This window comes from Runella sp. (assembly GCF_027484545.1).
Taxonomy (GTDB): domain Bacteria; phylum Bacteroidota; class Bacteroidia; order Cytophagales; family Spirosomataceae; genus Runella.
In genome coordinates this window covers 1-15090 of the sequence record NZ_JAIXST010000063.1, presented here as the reverse complement: position 1 = coordinate 15090, position 15090 = coordinate 1, and the positions used below count along the sequence as shown (strand labels likewise).

The following is a 15090-nucleotide window of genomic DNA, read 5'->3' as shown; positions in this document are numbered from 1 at the left end:
AACTATGTGGCAAAAAAAAGGAGTTATTTATAAACCTGACGGTTCGATGGCGCATAGCCGTTCGCACGCACAGGTACCGTTTGCTTATAAACATCCCGATTTTTTACGGATCTATTTTTCATCGCGCAACGACCAAGGGTACTCGCAGCCTACGTTTATTGACGTAGATTACGACGACCCCACCAAAATTTTGTACATCCACGACAGACCTGTTTTAGAATTGGGCGGTCCCGGTGAATATGACGAAACGGGCTCCATGCCGGCGTGGTTTGTAGATATGCCCAATGGCGACATTTGGCTGTATTACACGGGTTGGAACCGTACTTATAATTCATATCGCCTTTCGATGGGACTGTCAGTTAGTCACGATGGGGGATTGACCTTTAAAAAGATGTTTGTGGGGCCTATTATGGATCGCAGTATTCAAAATCCTATTTGGGCGGCGCAACCTTCGGTGATTCGTGAAGAGGATGGAACGTGGCGCATGTGGTATATTTCGGGCCATAAGTGCGAGTACATTCACGGCTATCCTGAACCTTATTATCGAGGACAATCGGCTACTTCAACCGACGGTATACACTGGACTATCAGCGACGTACCAACGCTTGATTTCGACGATTTTCTACACGCAGTAGGTCGCCCGAGCGTTTTTAAAGAAGATGGTCTTTACAAAATGTACTATTCCTACCGTCATACTCGTGACTACCGTACCGACCGTAACCAAAGTTATCGGCTGGGCTATGCAGAATCGGTGGACGGAGAACATTGGGAGCGTAAAGACCATTTGGTAGGAATTCATAAATCAGAGAATCCCGAGGATTTTGATTATCAAATGATTAATTACGCCAATTACTACGAATACAAAGGCAAAAAATATCTGTTGTATAACGGCAATGGTTTCGGGGCGGCAGGGTTTGCGTATGCAGTTTGGGAAGATTAAAATTTGGAACGTTTATTGTAACTTTATCTTTTGGTTTTGACCAATGTCATTCTTTAAAAGGGAGTTATGTGGTAACATTGAGGGTTGTTAAACCAAACTAATCAGTAAGATGTCAACACTAGTAGAGCAGTTTCGTCAAGAGGGCTTTTTGCTTATCCGTAATTTCTTAGATAAAAGTGTGGTAGAAAACATCTATCGCGAGGCTCGTGAAATTTTTGCGACCCAAATCAAACACGTAACAGGACGTACGGTTGATATTGACAACCTTGATGAATTTGAAAACGCGATGTTTGAGTTTTTTGAGAAAGATTTTACCGCTTTTCGTAACACGGGTCTGACAGTACAGCATTGCCTTTCTCTTCATCAATTTGGAGTTAGTGAAAAAATTGTTAATCTATTAAAAGACATTGGTATCGAACAACCCGTCGTTGGCGCACGTCCTGCGATGCAGTTCAACAGCCGTTTTCTTTCAAAAGATGGCAGTAAACACTGGAAACTCGACGCTCACCAAGATTGGCGCACGGGACAGGGCTCGTTGGACAGCACGGTCATCTGGTTTCCATTGGTGGATGCTGGAGCAGATTTAGGAGCTTTGCAAGTGATTCCTAAAAGCCACAAAACGGGTCTATTGGCCTCAAGTACTTCGGGTTATCAAGGAGGAATTACCGCCGAACTTAGCGATGAAAGTTTTGTCCAAACTGAGTTTCAAGTAGGCGACTTATTGATATTTTCTGCCTTTTTGGTCCATCAATCGGGCAATAACATTACTAAAAACATCCGTTGGTCGGTACAATTGAGATATAACAATTTAGCGGAGCCAACGTTTATCGAGCGTGGTTATCCAATGGCCTATATTTATAAACCGGAAGCAGAGCTCGTAACTCCCAACTTCCCAACAGTTGAACAACTGGAAACAGTTTTTGCCTCACCAGCCCCTGCTGTATAATGAAAGTAAGCGTCGTTATTCTCACCTACAACCAGAAAGACTTCATCGGTAAGGCCATCGAAAGCGCCCTTACTCAGGAAACCGATTTTGATTTTGAAATATTGGTGGGCGATGATTGTTCTACCGATGGTGCTCAGGAAGTAATTTCCTCGTACCAAAATACCTATCCCGGTAAAGTAAAGGCCATTTTGCATTCCAAGAATTTAGGGCAAAATGGCCTTTTCAATACCATTGAAACTCTCAAATTGGCGCAGGGAAAGTACATTGCGCCCATGGATGGGGACGATTATTGGACTCATCCTCAAAAGCTGCAAAAACAGGTGGACTTTATGGAAGCCCACCCCGATTTTTCAGCCTGTTTTCACAATGCACTCGTTACGTACGAAGACGGCAGTTCGGCACACGAACTCAATGCGCATGACCAAAAAACGGTAATTACCGTAGAGGATTTGATTGGAGAAGACGAAATTTGGTTCATGGCTACTTCTGCTGTTCTATTTAAAAACGGGCTGATGTATTATCCTCAATGGTTTTTACAGTCAACCAGCGGAGATATTCCTCGGTATGTAATTTTGGCAAAACAGGGTCCGATTGGTTATGTACCCGGTGTGATGTCAGTCTATCGCAAAAACCGAGGTGGTGCCAGTTTTAGAGACCATTATCGCGATGCCAGATTTCTACAAAATCGAATTCAGATGTATGAAGGAATCAACAAAGAACTTGATTACCAACACAATAAAACGCTGAAGCGTAATATTGCACGGTATTATAGAATGATGTTGGATGCGCGACAATACCAAAAAAGTTACTTTCGTCGTGCAGGGTTGGCATTGAAGTACTTAAATTTGGGCAAACCAAGTAAAGACGTTTCCAAAGAAGTAATTCGAGATTATATTACACCCAAATGGATAATGAGTGTTTATAGCTTTTTTGCACTTTTGCCGCACCGTCTCAAAGAATCTGCTCGATGAAAGTCAGCGTTTGCGTTCCTACTTACAATCACGAAAAGTACATCGTCCAAATGCTCGAAGGAGCATTGATGCAACAGACGAACTTTTCATTTGAGATTATCATTGGGGATGACGCTTCTACCGATAAGGCCCCTGCCATTATTCAAGAATACGCCCAGCGCTTTCCCGATAAAATTCGCGCCTACCTTCATTCCGAAAACTTAGGTCCCCACGAACCGCGTGAATTTGGCGGACGAAATAATGTGCTCTTTTTGCTCAAAGCCTGTGCCGGCGATTATGTAGCGCTGTGCGAAGGGGATGATTACTGGACGGACCCGTTTAAACTTCAAAAACAAGTTGATTTTTTAGAAAACAACCCCGATTTCTCCATTTGCCACCACGATTTGGAAGTGATTTATGAAGACGGCTCTCCGAGTTATTCGTTCAATTCAACAGACCAAAAAATCATTTCGGGAATAGAAGACTTGCTAGAAGATCGTTGGTTTGTGGGGACGGCCAGTTTGATGTATCGCAATTTTTTTCGTACCGAAGATTTTGCTGAATGGCATCAACGAGCGGCTGCCGGCGATTGGGCCTTGGTGATTCAATTGGCAGCGCGGGGGGAGATTGGCTATTTGCCAGAGATCATGGGAAAATACCGCAAACACCGCGGAGGATTGAGCAACGTTCATGCCGTAACCAATTCGTTTTTTCTTAAAAATCGTCGCCAAATGTTTGCAGATGTAAATGAATGGCTTGGTTTTCGATACGATGCTACCGTTCAAAAAACACTTCAAAAATACGACCGTTTGCTGGAAAAAATTGGAAATTAGGGTAAAATAACCCAAATTTACTGCACAATCCTCGCAGATTAACCATAAACAAACTCCCCCATTGGGACGGTCCGCCGCTGCGGGTGGGGGGCTGCTACATATATGAAATTGAGCGTCGTCATTCCTGCCTATAACGAACAAGATTCTCTGCCGCAAACACTGCTGACACTGTATGCGGCACTATCAAAATATAACATTCCTCACGAAATTTGGGTTACGAACGATAATTCTAAGGATAGCACGCTAAAAGTGCTGGAAGGCTTATCAAAAGACATACCTACCTTAGTTTTTGAAACCAACCTCGGCCCTAATGGATTTGGTTATGCTGTTCGATATGGGCTTGAGCGCTTTTCGGGCGACTGCGTAGCTGTTTTTATGGCCGACCTTTCTGACGACCCCGAAGATTTAGTGAAGTTTTACAAAAAGATGGTGGAAGGCGACTATGATGCGGTATTTGGGACACGTTGGGGAAAAGGCGGAAAAGTCTATGATTATCCTACCGTAAAAAAAGTAATCAATCGTTTGGCTAATTTCATCATTCGGATGGTAATGGGAATTAAATACAACGATACCACTAACGCCTTCAAACTCTACAAGCGTGAAACCATGGAAGGGCTGAAGCCTTTCTTATCCCCGCACTTCAATCTGACAGTCGAATTACCCTTAAAAGCCATTGTAAGAGGCTATAATTACGCCGTGGTACCCAATAGTTGGACCAATCGAAAATACGGTGAATCGAAGTTGAAAATCAAAGAAATGGGTAGCCGTTACTTTTTTATATTGATGTACTGTTTCATCGAAAAGACCTTCTCTCGTGGTGATTACAAGAAGAAAGCGAACTTGGCCCAGAAACAGGCGGCTGGTTAACGAGCTATTGATCCAGAGATAATTTGAGAAGCAAAAAGCGGCAATTTTAGTAGAATTGCCGCTTTTTGCTTTTTTATGGCTCCATTTTATGGCTTATTATAAACGAGCTGCTTCCCATTTCATAATTTTTTTCTTCTATTTTGTAACCTTCTTGCCTTGGTTCAGTAATCTCTTCATGAAAACCCAATCAGCCCATGACCGACGAACAGGCCATGTATGCCGTAAGCCAAGGAGATTTAGACAAGGCGGCTATCTTGTACGAACGTTACAAGAAGTCGTTGCTGAACTTCTTTCTTTACCGGCAAAACGACCGCGAAAATGCCCGTGACTTGACACAACAGGTATTTCTGCGCATGTTACGCTATCGGCATACGTATCGTGAAGGAGCCTCGTTCAGAACGTGGATATTGGAAATTGCGCGCAATGTTTTTTTTGATCATCTAAAACAAAACCCAACGTTCTCTGACCTTACCGAGATTCCTGACGTAGGCGAGTCGTACGACGAAACCGATGAACAGCATCAATACTTACATCACGCACTGGCACAATTGCCGGAGCAATACCGCGAAGTGCTGTTGTTGAGTCGGTTTCAAAATATGAATTACGAAGAAATCGGGCAAACGCTCGGGCTATCCGTTGCTAATGTAAAAGTGCGAGTATTCAGAGCCATGCAAAAACTGAGGGATCTGTATTTCAATGTCAGCAGTCAGTAGCGAGGAGTTAGGAGTCAGTAAAAAAAGCGGCAGAGCCGCGAAATATTTGTAGCGATGTTAAACGAACAAATCATAACCGATTACCTATTGGGACACCTTTCCGAGGCAGAACGGGTCGTTTTTGAGCAACGTCTCAGTGCCGACCCCGTTTTGCGGAAAGAAGTGGAGGAGTTGAGGCGCGTTTGGCAAGTTCTCCAAAACGTCGAAGCCGAGACCGATATAGAAATGGATTCGAAGTTTTATCGGGCATTGCAGGGCGAAAAAATGCTTGAAACCACGGTAGTTGCATTTAAACCTCAGCCTTGGCAGAATTATATGCGTTATGCGGCTGCTATAGCAGGTATTACGCTCACTTTTTGGATAGGCCGCCAAACGGCTCCTACCCAAATCGAATACCGTACCATCACGGCAGCACCACCCGTTACCAAACCTATTGACAGCCTCCAACCCATACAGCAACAGGAATCAATAACGGAGGTAGCCAATTTGGCCGATGAGCCTAAGAAAAAATCGAAAGACGAAACCATTGCTCAGCAAATAGCATCTTTACGTCGCAATATGAAAATGACGCAGGAATTAGTGATTTTGGGCCTGTTAAAAGACCGTTCAGCTTCTGAAAGACTCAAAGGGCTTAATTACGCTGCGGCGCTCAACGACCCTAAACCCGCCGTGATTCAGGCACTTATCAAAACACTGCGCGAAGATGAAAGTTTGAACGTACGCCTTTCCACCATCGAAACCTTAGAGCGATTTAAACAAACCGACGAAGTAAAACGAGTATTAGTAAGTCAACTCACTCAAACCGACGAACCCGCCGAGCAAACATCGCTCATCGAAACGCTCGTACGGATGAAAGCAAAAGAAAGCTTACCCATTTTTGAACAACTTCAGAAAGACGAAAAAGTAGACAATTCCGTGCGGCTTTTGGCCAGAAGCGGCATCGGAGAACTGTCCATGATTACGGAATAAGAAGCATATAGCAGTAAAATTTAGTCATTCACAATTCACTAATTATAAAAGTCATGCAAAAATTCATGCTTTTCGTGTGCACCCTGGCAATTGCGGGCAGCACGTATGCCCAAGATGCAAAAACGTATAAAACCAAGTTCAGCGGTGCCAATAAACGAGTCATAATGGACATTGACGCCAAACAATTGGATATTGAAGGATACAACGGCGATGAAATTATCATTGAAGCCACCAACGTACCCAGTGTGCCCAAAGAAGCCGACGGCCTTCGCCCTTTGTCAGCCGGAGGCATTGATAACACGGGTGCCGGATTATCCGTCTACCCCAACGGAGATGTGCTCAAAATCAACGTAGTAATGAAAGGAAAAGCGCTTTACAAAATTAAAATGCCTAAAGAATTGGCATTGGTTGTAAAGAAGCGCAACTCCTGTTCATGTAACGAAGGAGGAATGCATATTATTGGAATGGAAGGGCCGTTGGAAATCAATACCAACTACGAAGACATTACCCTAACCGACGTAACCGGCCCGGTGGTAGCCAATTCTAATCAAGGGAAAATCAAAGTGGTTTTTGACGATAAAATGCCGGATAAACCTTCATCCAACGTTAATTATAATGGTCATATTGATATTTCTGTTTCTGACAAAGCCAAAATATTATTCAGTATTTTGTCAGGCAATGGCAATATGTTTACTGATTTAGATTTGAAACCTTATATTGAACCAGCCAAAACCGAGGAAAAATCAACTAAACAATTACAGGATGAAGTAATTGCTAATGCTGTCAAAGATCGCACCCGCGCCATTACGATTAATGGACAAAGTGTAGGTAAGGATGCAGGCTGGGGTAGTACTTCATCCGCTACTAATGCTTTTCCAAATGTGTATTATTGGAGTGGAAATGATTGGGCTACAAACAACACAAACATCGCAGCTAACAGTGCGGCTCCTACTTCTTATCTGTCTTGGAACGACGCTGACAAAGGATTCCCAAAATACGTACTCAATGAAGGTCAAACAAAAATCTTGATTCGCACTATCAACGGCAACGTGTATTTGCGGAAGAAAAAATAATAAACTTTGTCATCCAGTAAGGGTCTAAAATTGACGCATTTTGACCCTTACTGGATGACAACTATTTTTTGTAAAATCGGGTAGAAATACCCGACTTCTTTAGTTAGGGAAATACCGCTACTAACTCAATCTCAATGAATTTATCAGGGTGAGTGAGTGCCATAATGCCAATGGTAGAGCGCGTAGGTTTGATTGGGTTATCTTTCGTTCCAAAATACTGCGCGTACGCATCAAACCAGCCCTGATAATCGTGTTTGTTACCTTTAAAATGATCGGGTGTTACGTAAATCCGCAACATCAGCACGTCTTTGAAGGTCAATCCCTTCGCTTTTACGGCTTTTTCAAGATTCTTCAAAATATTGATTGCCTGCGTTTTAGTATCTCCAAAACGTGCCAAGGTTCCTTCAGCAGCTGTACTGTCAGCTACACCTGCCACAACCCCACTTGTCCAAAGTAATTGTTTTCCTGACGGCACCACCGCCCCCGATGAAATCGGAGAGGTTGGATTTCCATAAAACTGCACTGTTTGCGCAAAAGCATTGGCGAATAAGCAACAACTTAGCAAAAGAGTAAAAGTAGTTTTCATCGTTAATATAAATTGGAGTGAAGAAATAAAAAATAGTACGTTTTGGGTATTTATTGAAATAATATTTTGAGTTATCCAAGATAACAATAAAATCATTTGACTATCACGACTTTTATGGTATTTTTGTTTGGCCGCGCATTTTTAATCTAACTTTTCATTCTCTTCATCTAATCATTATGAATCGTCGTAATTTTATCAATGCAGCTACCCTAAGCGGCTTCGGGATAGCTACAGGAGTCGTGAGTTGTGCTCCGCGCCCCAGTGTTAAAAGCAGTTATCACACAATCCCAAAACTCAAACTCTCTTTAGACCGTATTGTCAAAGAAACCGTCGGACTACGGCCTTTCCGAGCTTCGGGACCGCGCATTGCCAAAGAAGAAATGGGCAGCAAAACCATCATTCATAACTATGGGCATGGTGGCAGCGGGTGGTCGCTTTCCTGGGGAACGGGCAACATGGCTCGTCAATTGGTTTTAGCCACGGGAGAGCGCAAAATAGCAGTAATTGGTTGTGGAACGGTGGGGCTTGCAACAGCCCGACTACTACAGGAAAAAGGCTGTGAAGTAACCATTTATACGAAAGATGTAGCGCCTAATATAACGAGTAGCCTCGCTACGGGTACGTGGTCACCGGCATCGCGGGTGTGTGATCCCAAAGTTGCCAAACCGGAATTTCAACAACAGTGGGAAGAAGCCACGCGCTTTTCCTTTCGTACGTTTCAGTTTTTACTCGGCATGAACGACATCGCCGCTTGGGTGGACGAATACAATGTTTCTTCCGAGCGGCCTACCGGTCAAACAGATATATCACAGGGAGGAGAATCTTTCCATTTAGCGGGCCTCGTGGCCGAAAGACAGGAATTGGCTGCTAATCAACATCCTTTCAAAAATAAAATTGTGAATTGGCGGTCCAATATGATGTTCAATATCCCGAGCTACCTGCATCATCAGATGAGTACGTTTGTGATGTTGGGAGGAAAAATCAAGATTCAGGAAATCAAAAAATTGGAAGATTTGGATGCTTTACCTGAAAAATGCATCGTCAATTGCATGGGATTGGGAGCCAAAGCCGTTTTTAACGACGAAGAATTAACGCCTATTTCGGGGCAGTTGGCGTGTTTGATTCCTCAACCCGAAGTTACGTACAAACTCATCACCAAAGGCGCCAACATCATTGCCCGAAAAGACGGAATTTACTTGGGTGGAAATGGTTTGGTTGGAAATTGGGATACCACTCCTAAGCGCGAATATACTGAGAAGTTTGTGGAGGTAATTCAACAATTGATGAATGAGATGCGAAGCTAAAACACTCGTATCATTTTTACATACGGTATTTCTCCTTTGTAGAAACGCTCGCCTTCCTGTTTCATGCCAAAACGCTCATAGAAGAGTTTGGCATCCAAGCGGGCATCGCACCAAATTTGGACTGCCTTTGATTGAATTGCTTTCTCAAAAACGTGTTGAAGCAATTGACTGCCAATGCCTTTTCGTTGAAAGTCAGGATGGGTGGCGAACTTGCGAAAACGGGCAACTTTATGCTCGTTGATAAATAAAGAAATAACACAAACAGGTTCACCAGCCACAAAATAGCCAAAGTGAAACCCGAACTCATCTTTGGGAACTTTTACAAATTCGAGGGGTTTGTCAGGCCACAAAACTTGGTGGCGAAGCGGGTAGGTTTGTTCAGAAGTAATCGTACGAATCATAGGCTAAAAACAACTGAGGCACCGTTTGGAGCGGTGCCTCAGTGTTAATTTTGGGTACTAAAAATCCCCTCGGGGTCACATTTTTTAGCGAGCAGTTCTTTCATGAACTCATAATCAAGCAGTTCTATGTCCAACAAGCGGGTTCTATGCAGGTTGGCCCAAGCCGCGTCGTAATTGCCTTTGTGAAATTCCAGTACTGATTTTTTGAGATACACATTCGCAGAAGTAGAATCCAATCGAATGGCACGGTTAAGAATTTGTTCCGCCTCCATCAACTCCCAATTCTCTTTAGCTTCTTTATAATGAATTAAGTCCACCGTTGCCAAATCTACCAACAAACCTACATTGGTAGAATCCATATCAGCTCCTTTGCGCAGCATTCGCTCGGCATCGGTCAGGTGACCTTTTTGAAAACATACCACGCCTAACCCCCAATAACAATCACTGTTTCTGCTGTCGAGCAAATAAGCTAAATTAAAACGATAGCAAGCGGTATCAAGGTCGCCCTCCTGAAGGTATTCCCAGCCACGTGCCGAGAAAAACTCACTGGCTTCGGTACGATTGGTGAAATTTTGATCGCAGTCGTTGAGAAAAGTGATTTCAAACTCAATTTGCTCAATGCTTTTAGCGGTTTCACCAAACAAGGGCATTAAGTGCATGTTCTTCACCACCGCAGTAGCTTCCGCAGACGCTTTGGTACTGGTATCGGCGGGACGATTGCTGCTGATAAACTGCATCGTTTGAGCCACCCCAAAAAGGGGCATCAACATGACAACAAATGACCCAAAAACTAAATGACTAAGTGACAGTATTTCTTTCATCGCTACCAACTCATCAGAACGTCTTAAAAAACGTTTGTTTCCAATCTGTTATTGTACGAACTTTTACTTTTTTCGTTTGCTGTACTTATTCTTTGTTAGTGTGGAAGGCTTCTTTTGTGACTTCGAAATTACAACTTTTTTATGTTTCTTTTCATGGAATGCGCCTTTAAAATTAGGATCATCTCGCTTGCGCTGTTCATCTATCTCGCGGAGCATATCCTGCTTTTCCTCAAAAGGCGTTTCCGGAATTTCAACGGCTTCGGGCATGGGTGCGCGCGGAATGGTCAGCCGAATGATTTTTTCAATTTTTGCAATGTGATATTCATCCGCTATCGTTACAAACGTAATAGCCTTGCCTTCCTGATTGGCTCGGCCCGTACGCCCGATGCGGTGCACATAATCCTCATAAATCAGCGGTACGTCAAAATTGATGACGTGGCTTACCTGAGTTACGTCTATTCCACGGGACGCTACATCGGTGGCAATTAAAATCCGAACTTTACCTTCTTTGAAGGCTTCCATGGCGTTGATACGCGTATTTTGGCCTTTATTGGCATGAATGACCCGCACTTCTTCGTCGGTTACCACTTTCCGTTTCAAAAATTTATAAATATTGTCGGCGGCTTCCTTTGAGCGGACAAAAACCATACCCCGTTGAAAATCTTCAGCCCCTTGAACGAGGTATTCGAGCAAGTTGATTTTTGACCTGAAATTGGGCAATTCGAAAATGCTTTGTTCAACACGCTCGGCAGTGGTTGCCTGAAGGGTTACTTCTACCCGAATCGGGGCTTCCAAAAAATTTTCGGACAGTTTTTCAACTCTGGGAGGAAAAGTTGCCGAAAACAGAAGGTTTTGCCGTTTACGCGGAATCACCTCCAAAATTCGGTTGATTTGCGGCATAAAACCCATGTCCATCATTTTGTCGGCTTCATCCAAAATCAACGTCGAGAGTTGCTTGACGAGGATTTCACCTTTCAAATACAAATCCATAAACCGTCCCGGAGTCGCCACTACAATATCCACTCCTTTTTGCAGCGCTGCAATTTGTGCTTTGGGCCCTAAACCGCCAAAAAGCGCAACATGGCGCAAATCAGTATATTTACCCAATTCACTAATGGCAGCATCAATCTGCATCACCAACTCACGCGTGGGAGCGAGGATGAGTGCGCGCGGGTGCTGTCCCTGCGCATACTTGATACGCATGAGGAGCGGGAGTAAGTAGGCCGCCGTCTTACCCGTTCCCGTTTGGGCAATGCCCAATACATCATGGCCTTGCATAACAAGCGGAATTGCCTGTTCCTGAATGGGTGAAGGAGTCTCATAACCCGCATCAGCGATGGCGTTGAGGAGTTGGCGGTTGAGGTTAAAATCTTCGAAAGTCACTATAAATCTATTATTTCTGTTTGAATCTAACGCACTAATTTTCAAATACATTCAAAGTTACGTGAAGTTTTGTTATCAATCACGCATCGAAAACCGTAACTTTGCAGCGGCAAGTTAATCACTCATCTGCTCAATTATTCCATTATTCTATGAAATTCGGCGTAGTAGTTTTTCCCGGGTCCAATTGCGACGATGATACCGTCTATACCTTACGGGTCAATTTAGAACAAGAAGTTATTAAGCTATGGCACAAAGACCACGACCTCCAAGGCTGTGATTTTATCATTTTGCCCGGTGGTTTTTCGTACGGCGATTACCTGCGTACGGGCGCTATTGCGCGTTTTTCACCCATCATGAACGAAGTGATTGCCCACGCCAACCGCGGCGGCTATGTCATGGGTATTTGCAACGGCTTTCAGATTTTGGCCGAAGCAGGTCTGGTACCGGGCGTATTACTCAGAAACAGCTCTCAAAAATACATTTGTCGTAATATTTACCTCTCTCCACAAAGCCAATCAACGATATTGACGGCAGGATTAGAGCCTAAAGCCTACAAAATTCCAATCGCGCACGGCGACGGTCGGTATTTTGCCGATGCGGATACGCTGAAAAGCCTTAACGACAACGATCAGGTATTGTTCCGCTACTGTGATGAAAATGGCCTCATCACCGAAATCGCCAATCCAAACGGCAGTTTAGAGAACATTGCGGGAGTAACCAATGCGGGTAAAAACGTATTTGGAATGATGCCCCACCCCGAACGTGCCTCTGATGAAGCCCTTGGCAATGCCGACGGTCGGTATATTTTGGATCAAATTGTGGCCGTTACTGTTTAATATCAAGCAGCATAAACTATTTACAAACCCCTGATGGTGTCTAAATGACCTATCAGGGGTTTGATATGTAAAGCCAATAGAGATGATGGGTGACAAGTGTCATTATCTACATTCCCGCATCCTTCATTGGCGTAAATTTCAGGATATAACCGCTTCCACCATCTCCCTCACTGGCAATGTACAACGTACCATCCGGCATAAAAGAGATACCTTCCGGTTGCAGGAAAATCAATGGATTCAGTTCTATACTTTTGAGCGGCACTCCGCTGCGGCTGAGAATCAACAGCTTGTGCCCCGCCGCACTCAGTAAATACACTTCCCCCGTTTTCGGATGAAAAGCAACTCCAGAAGGTTTAAAATCCTTCCAGCTTTTACCCTTTAAACCGATGGATTCAAATTGTTTTTCTTTCAATTCCAGTTCAGTAAAAACCCTTCTTTTTTTCAAATCAAAAGAATAAATCACCTTATCATCGTTTTTAACGGCTTTTTTAGAGGCTTCTTTTACCGCCAGCCAAAGTCGCTTCGTTACGGTATCATACGTTAGTCCTTCCACATCATTTTTCCCGGGCAGACTTGTTTCTATTTCACGGGTTTCCTTGCTTCCAAACTTAAAACTCAAGAGTTTGCCATCGCTCCGCAAAACATACACCTCATCCTCCACTTTTTCGATTCCTTCATAGTCGCCTGGTTGGTCAAAATGATGCGTCTCAGTAACTTTTTGTTGGGCTAAATCGTACACAAATGCATCCCCCGCTTCGTCCTGTACGCATAAAAGCTGTCCTTCTTTGTAAAACGACAATCCCGATATTTCTTTCAAAACCTTTGGCATCACGTACTTTTCAGTAGGTTTGGCAAAGTCATAGTTAAACACGGCAACCGTCTCGGTATCCTGCGATTGGTCTTTGTTTTTGCCCGGATTACAGGCAATTATCCCGCCTAAAAGCGCGAAGGTAAGAAGTCGGTTAGTAATGGTCATAATTCGTTTTTTTATTCAACTAAAGCAAAGTTTTTCATAAAACAAACATAGACTATTACCTTTTATCAGACCAGCTCCGGGAGCATCGCTGCTTGAGCGTTTTATCAGCGTATGGCCACCGTTTTGGCATTGGGCTTGAACTTCTCGGGAACCGCGTTTTTGATGGGTTTAAGCGACATCAGGTAGGTATAGATGGCTCCTAAATCATGCTCGCTCATACCTCCGTACATCGTCCAAGGCATAATCGTCTGAAAATCAGTTGGTCCTACTTTATAAGGTTTGTAAGAACTGTCAGCGTACGCTTTAAAACGGGCATTAAAGGCTTCCTTAGGAAGATTTCCCATGCCGGTTTCTTTATCAGGAGTAATATTCGGACTAATCAGAAGCCCGCCTGGAAGCGCAAATTCTCGACCTCCCGAAAACATTTTTTCGGCTATAATTTGTCCCTTCTCAGCTTGGGTATGACATTCTGCGCAGGCCGCAATACTAACCAAATACTTGCCCGTAGCCACCACGTCCGACTCTGCCGGACGCTAGGAAGGAGTTGCTTTTTTAGGAATGGTATTGATAATAAAATTGAATGGAAAGTCAGGTTTAGAGTCGGCAGGCTTGCTTTCAATGGGCTGCAAGGTACGTAAATACGCCACAATACTTTTGGCATCTTCTTCGTCCATGCTTCCGTAATAAGGATAGGGCATGATAGGAAAGAAGGCATGACCGTCCCGACTTACACCGGTTGTGATAGCGCAAAAGATTTCACCATCCGTCCAATTCCCAATGCCGGCAGGCGTAATATTTTTAGAAGTAAATATGCCTGGAAATCCCTGTTTTTGATCAAAAAGCTCACCACCCTTTCCGAGTGTACCCGGCACTAATGGAGCAGAAAACAACGTATAATCTCGTGTGCTGTGGCAATCCATACAGACGTTGACGTGGTTGGCGAGATATTCGCCCCGTTTTACTCGCTCAGGAGTCACTTCCACTTTTAAATCAGGAGCATCGCCCACGTTCGGGAGTGCCAACTTCACATAGGCTATTACGCCCGCGACACCAAGGATAACAATGCCTACAATAAGGCCCGCGATTTTGAAGAATTTTTTCATTTCGATTGAGGGTTGTGTTATAGAAATTGTTCACTTAGGAATAGTAATAAAATAAGGTGTACGTTTTAAGTTATTATTTTTGCCGTATGGCAAATTTTTATGACACAGAGATAGAGTTCTTTATACAGTTGCATTACAGCCGATTGTCAGAGAAAGACCGACGTCAATATGCAGCTATTGAGGCTAAAAAATTAGGTTTTGGTGGCAAAATGTACATTAGTAAACTATTGAGCATGAGTCGTCGAACGCTCAATAAAGTTCTTTTAGAGCTAAAAAATGAAAAAATCTATGAAGAGATTCCCATAGGAAAACAGCGTAGAGTAGGTGGTGGGCGCAAAAAAAATTTACAAAACTCTCAGCATTAAAACCTTGCTTATTAATTATATAGA

At 43.5% G+C, this 15090-nt stretch carries 18 protein-coding genes; 11 read left to right on the top strand and 7 right to left on the bottom strand.

Annotation, left to right across the window (positions count from 1 at the left end; translation table 11 throughout):
• The first annotated feature begins 4 nt into the window (after positions 1-4).
• From Q0081_RS05840 to Q0081_RS05805, 8 genes are all read left to right on the top strand, one after another.
• On the top strand, positions 5-940 hold the full coding sequence (locus Q0081_RS05840; RefSeq protein ID WP_298350269.1) for a hypothetical protein: 936 nt from the start codon (positions 5-7) through the stop codon (positions 938-940).
• A gap of 109 nt (positions 941-1049) precedes the next feature.
• A complete protein-coding gene (locus Q0081_RS05835; RefSeq protein WP_298350268.1) occupies positions 1050-1886 on the top strand; it encodes a phytanoyl-CoA dioxygenase family protein in 837 nt (278 codons plus the stop codon).
• The gene (locus Q0081_RS05830; protein WP_298350267.1) at positions 1886-2857 is read left to right on the top strand and encodes a glycosyltransferase family 2 protein; all 972 of its coding nucleotides are present in this window, start codon (positions 1886-1888) and stop codon (positions 2855-2857) included. The genes Q0081_RS05835 and Q0081_RS05830 overlap by 1 nt, the downstream gene beginning before the upstream one ends.
• Entirely contained in the window at positions 2854-3669 is an 816-nt protein-coding gene (locus Q0081_RS05825) for a glycosyltransferase (protein WP_298350265.1), read from the top strand. Before Q0081_RS05830 ends, Q0081_RS05825 begins: the two co-directional genes overlap by 4 nt.
• A 102-nt stretch (positions 3670-3771) precedes the next feature.
• Complete coding sequence (locus Q0081_RS05820) at positions 3772-4536, top strand: glycosyltransferase family 2 protein (protein WP_298350263.1); 765 nt, start codon at positions 3772-3774, stop codon at positions 4534-4536.
• Between the two features lie 194 nt (positions 4537-4730).
• On the top strand, positions 4731-5249 hold the full coding sequence (locus Q0081_RS05815) for an RNA polymerase sigma factor (RefSeq protein WP_298350261.1): 519 nt from the start codon (positions 4731-4733) through the stop codon (positions 5247-5249).
• Between the two features lie 54 nt (positions 5250-5303).
• Positions 5304-6218: a HEAT repeat domain-containing protein gene (locus Q0081_RS05810; protein WP_298350260.1), complete on the top strand. Its 915-nt coding sequence runs from the start codon at positions 5304-5306 to the stop codon at positions 6216-6218.
• A 74-nt stretch (positions 6219-6292) separates the two neighbouring features.
• Positions 6293-7291 carry a hypothetical protein gene (locus Q0081_RS05805; RefSeq protein ID WP_298350258.1) on the top strand — a complete coding sequence of 333 codons (999 nt, stop codon included), beginning with the start codon at positions 6293-6295 and terminating at the stop codon, positions 7289-7291.
• A gap of 103 nt (positions 7292-7394) precedes the next feature.
• Here the strand turns inward: Q0081_RS05805 and Q0081_RS05800 are convergent, their stop codons facing one another.
• Complete coding sequence (locus Q0081_RS05800) at positions 7395-7877, bottom strand: RidA family protein (RefSeq protein ID WP_298350256.1); 483 nt, start codon at positions 7875-7877, stop codon at positions 7395-7397.
• A gap of 176 nt (positions 7878-8053) precedes the next feature.
• Here Q0081_RS05800 and Q0081_RS05795 point away from each other — a divergent pair, with 176 nt between their 5' ends.
• Positions 8054-9181, top strand: coding sequence for an FAD-dependent oxidoreductase (locus tag Q0081_RS05795; RefSeq protein ID WP_298350255.1), 1128 nt, complete (start codon positions 8054-8056; stop codon positions 9179-9181).
• On the opposite strand, the gene Q0081_RS05790 is transcribed toward Q0081_RS05795, so the two are convergent.
• From Q0081_RS05790 to Q0081_RS05780, 3 genes are all read right to left on the bottom strand, one after another.
• Positions 9178-9582: a GNAT family N-acetyltransferase gene (locus Q0081_RS05790; RefSeq protein ID WP_298350254.1), complete on the bottom strand. Its 405-nt coding sequence runs from the start codon at positions 9580-9582 to the stop codon at positions 9178-9180. The genes Q0081_RS05795 and Q0081_RS05790 overlap by 4 nt on opposite strands.
• Before the next feature lie 44 nt (positions 9583-9626).
• A complete protein-coding gene (locus Q0081_RS05785; RefSeq protein ID WP_298350251.1) occupies positions 9627-10403 on the bottom strand; it encodes a tetratricopeptide repeat protein in 777 nt (258 codons plus the stop codon).
• A 63-nt stretch (positions 10404-10466) separates the two neighbouring features.
• Positions 10467-11837: a DEAD/DEAH box helicase gene (locus Q0081_RS05780; protein ID WP_298350249.1), complete on the bottom strand. Its 1371-nt coding sequence runs from the start codon at positions 11835-11837 to the stop codon at positions 10467-10469.
• Between the two features lie 98 nt (positions 11838-11935).
• Between Q0081_RS05780 and purQ the strand changes: the two genes are divergently transcribed.
• Positions 11936-12622, top strand: coding sequence for a phosphoribosylformylglycinamidine synthase subunit PurQ (purQ, locus tag Q0081_RS05775; RefSeq protein WP_298350248.1), 687 nt, complete (start codon positions 11936-11938; stop codon positions 12620-12622).
• A gap of 106 nt (positions 12623-12728) precedes the next feature.
• Here purQ and Q0081_RS05770 read toward each other — a convergent pair whose 3' ends face one another.
• The 3 genes from Q0081_RS05770 to Q0081_RS31610 all read right to left on the bottom strand — a co-directional run bounded on the left by Q0081_RS05770 (position 12729) and on the right by Q0081_RS31610 (position 14701).
• A complete protein-coding gene (locus tag Q0081_RS05770; RefSeq protein ID WP_298350246.1) occupies positions 12729-13598 on the bottom strand; it encodes an SdiA-regulated domain-containing protein in 870 nt (289 codons plus the stop codon).
• A gap of 104 nt (positions 13599-13702) precedes the next feature.
• The gene (locus Q0081_RS31615; RefSeq protein ID WP_310586478.1) at positions 13703-14110 is read right to left on the bottom strand and encodes a c-type cytochrome; all 408 of its coding nucleotides are present in this window, start codon (positions 14108-14110) and stop codon (positions 13703-13705) included.
• Positions 14111-14131: 21 nt separating this feature from the next.
• Positions 14132-14701, bottom strand: a complete 570-nt coding sequence (locus Q0081_RS31610) for a hypothetical protein (RefSeq protein WP_310586477.1) — start codon at positions 14699-14701, stop codon at positions 14132-14134.
• An 86-nt stretch (positions 14702-14787) separates the two neighbouring features.
• Between Q0081_RS31610 and Q0081_RS05760 the strand changes: the two genes are divergently transcribed.
• Positions 14788-15066: a hypothetical protein gene (locus Q0081_RS05760; protein ID WP_298350244.1), complete on the top strand. Its 279-nt coding sequence runs from the start codon at positions 14788-14790 to the stop codon at positions 15064-15066.
• The last annotated feature ends 24 nt before the right edge of the window (positions 15067-15090 follow it).

Bases quoted from the DNA above. Each gene is read 5' to 3' on its own strand.
- Q0081_RS05785 (WP_298350251.1), bottom strand. From the start codon at position 10,403: ATGAAAGAAATACTGTCACTTAGTCATTTAGTTTTTGGGTCATTTGTT.
- Q0081_RS05780 (WP_298350249.1), bottom strand. From the start codon at position 11,837: ATGTATTTGAAAATTAGTGCGTTAGATTCAAACAGAAATAATAGATTT.
- Q0081_RS05820 (WP_298350263.1), top strand. From the start codon at position 3,772: ATGAAATTGAGCGTCGTCATTCCTGCCTATAACGAACAAGATTCTCTG.
- Q0081_RS05800 (WP_298350256.1), bottom strand. From the start codon at position 7,877: ATGAAAACTACTTTTACTCTTTTGCTAAGTTGTTGCTTATTCGCCAAT.
- Q0081_RS05825 (WP_298350265.1), top strand. From the start codon at position 2,854: ATGAAAGTCAGCGTTTGCGTTCCTACTTACAATCACGAAAAGTACATC.
- Q0081_RS05760 (WP_298350244.1), top strand. From the start codon at position 14,788: ATGGCAAATTTTTATGACACAGAGATAGAGTTCTTTATACAGTTGCAT.
- Q0081_RS05830 (WP_298350267.1), top strand. From the start codon at position 1,886: ATGAAAGTAAGCGTCGTTATTCTCACCTACAACCAGAAAGACTTCATC.
- Q0081_RS05790 (WP_298350254.1), bottom strand. From the start codon at position 9,582: ATGATTCGTACGATTACTTCTGAACAAACCTACCCGCTTCGCCACCAA.
- Q0081_RS05810 (WP_298350260.1), top strand. From the start codon at position 5,304: ATGTTAAACGAACAAATCATAACCGATTACCTATTGGGACACCTTTCC.
- Q0081_RS05770 (WP_298350246.1), bottom strand. From the start codon at position 13,598: ATGACCATTACTAACCGACTTCTTACCTTCGCGCTTTTAGGCGGGATA.
- Q0081_RS05795 (WP_298350255.1), top strand. From the start codon at position 8,054: ATGAATCGTCGTAATTTTATCAATGCAGCTACCCTAAGCGGCTTCGGG.
- purQ (WP_298350248.1), top strand. From the start codon at position 11,936: ATGAAATTCGGCGTAGTAGTTTTTCCCGGGTCCAATTGCGACGATGAT.
- Q0081_RS05815 (WP_298350261.1), top strand. From the start codon at position 4,731: ATGACCGACGAACAGGCCATGTATGCCGTAAGCCAAGGAGATTTAGAC.
- Q0081_RS05835 (WP_298350268.1), top strand. From the start codon at position 1,050: ATGTCAACACTAGTAGAGCAGTTTCGTCAAGAGGGCTTTTTGCTTATC.
- Q0081_RS05840 (WP_298350269.1), top strand. From the start codon at position 5: ATGTGGCAAAAAAAAGGAGTTATTTATAAACCTGACGGTTCGATGGCG.
- Q0081_RS31610 (WP_310586477.1), bottom strand. From the start codon at position 14,701: ATGAAAAAATTCTTCAAAATCGCGGGCCTTATTGTAGGCATTGTTATC.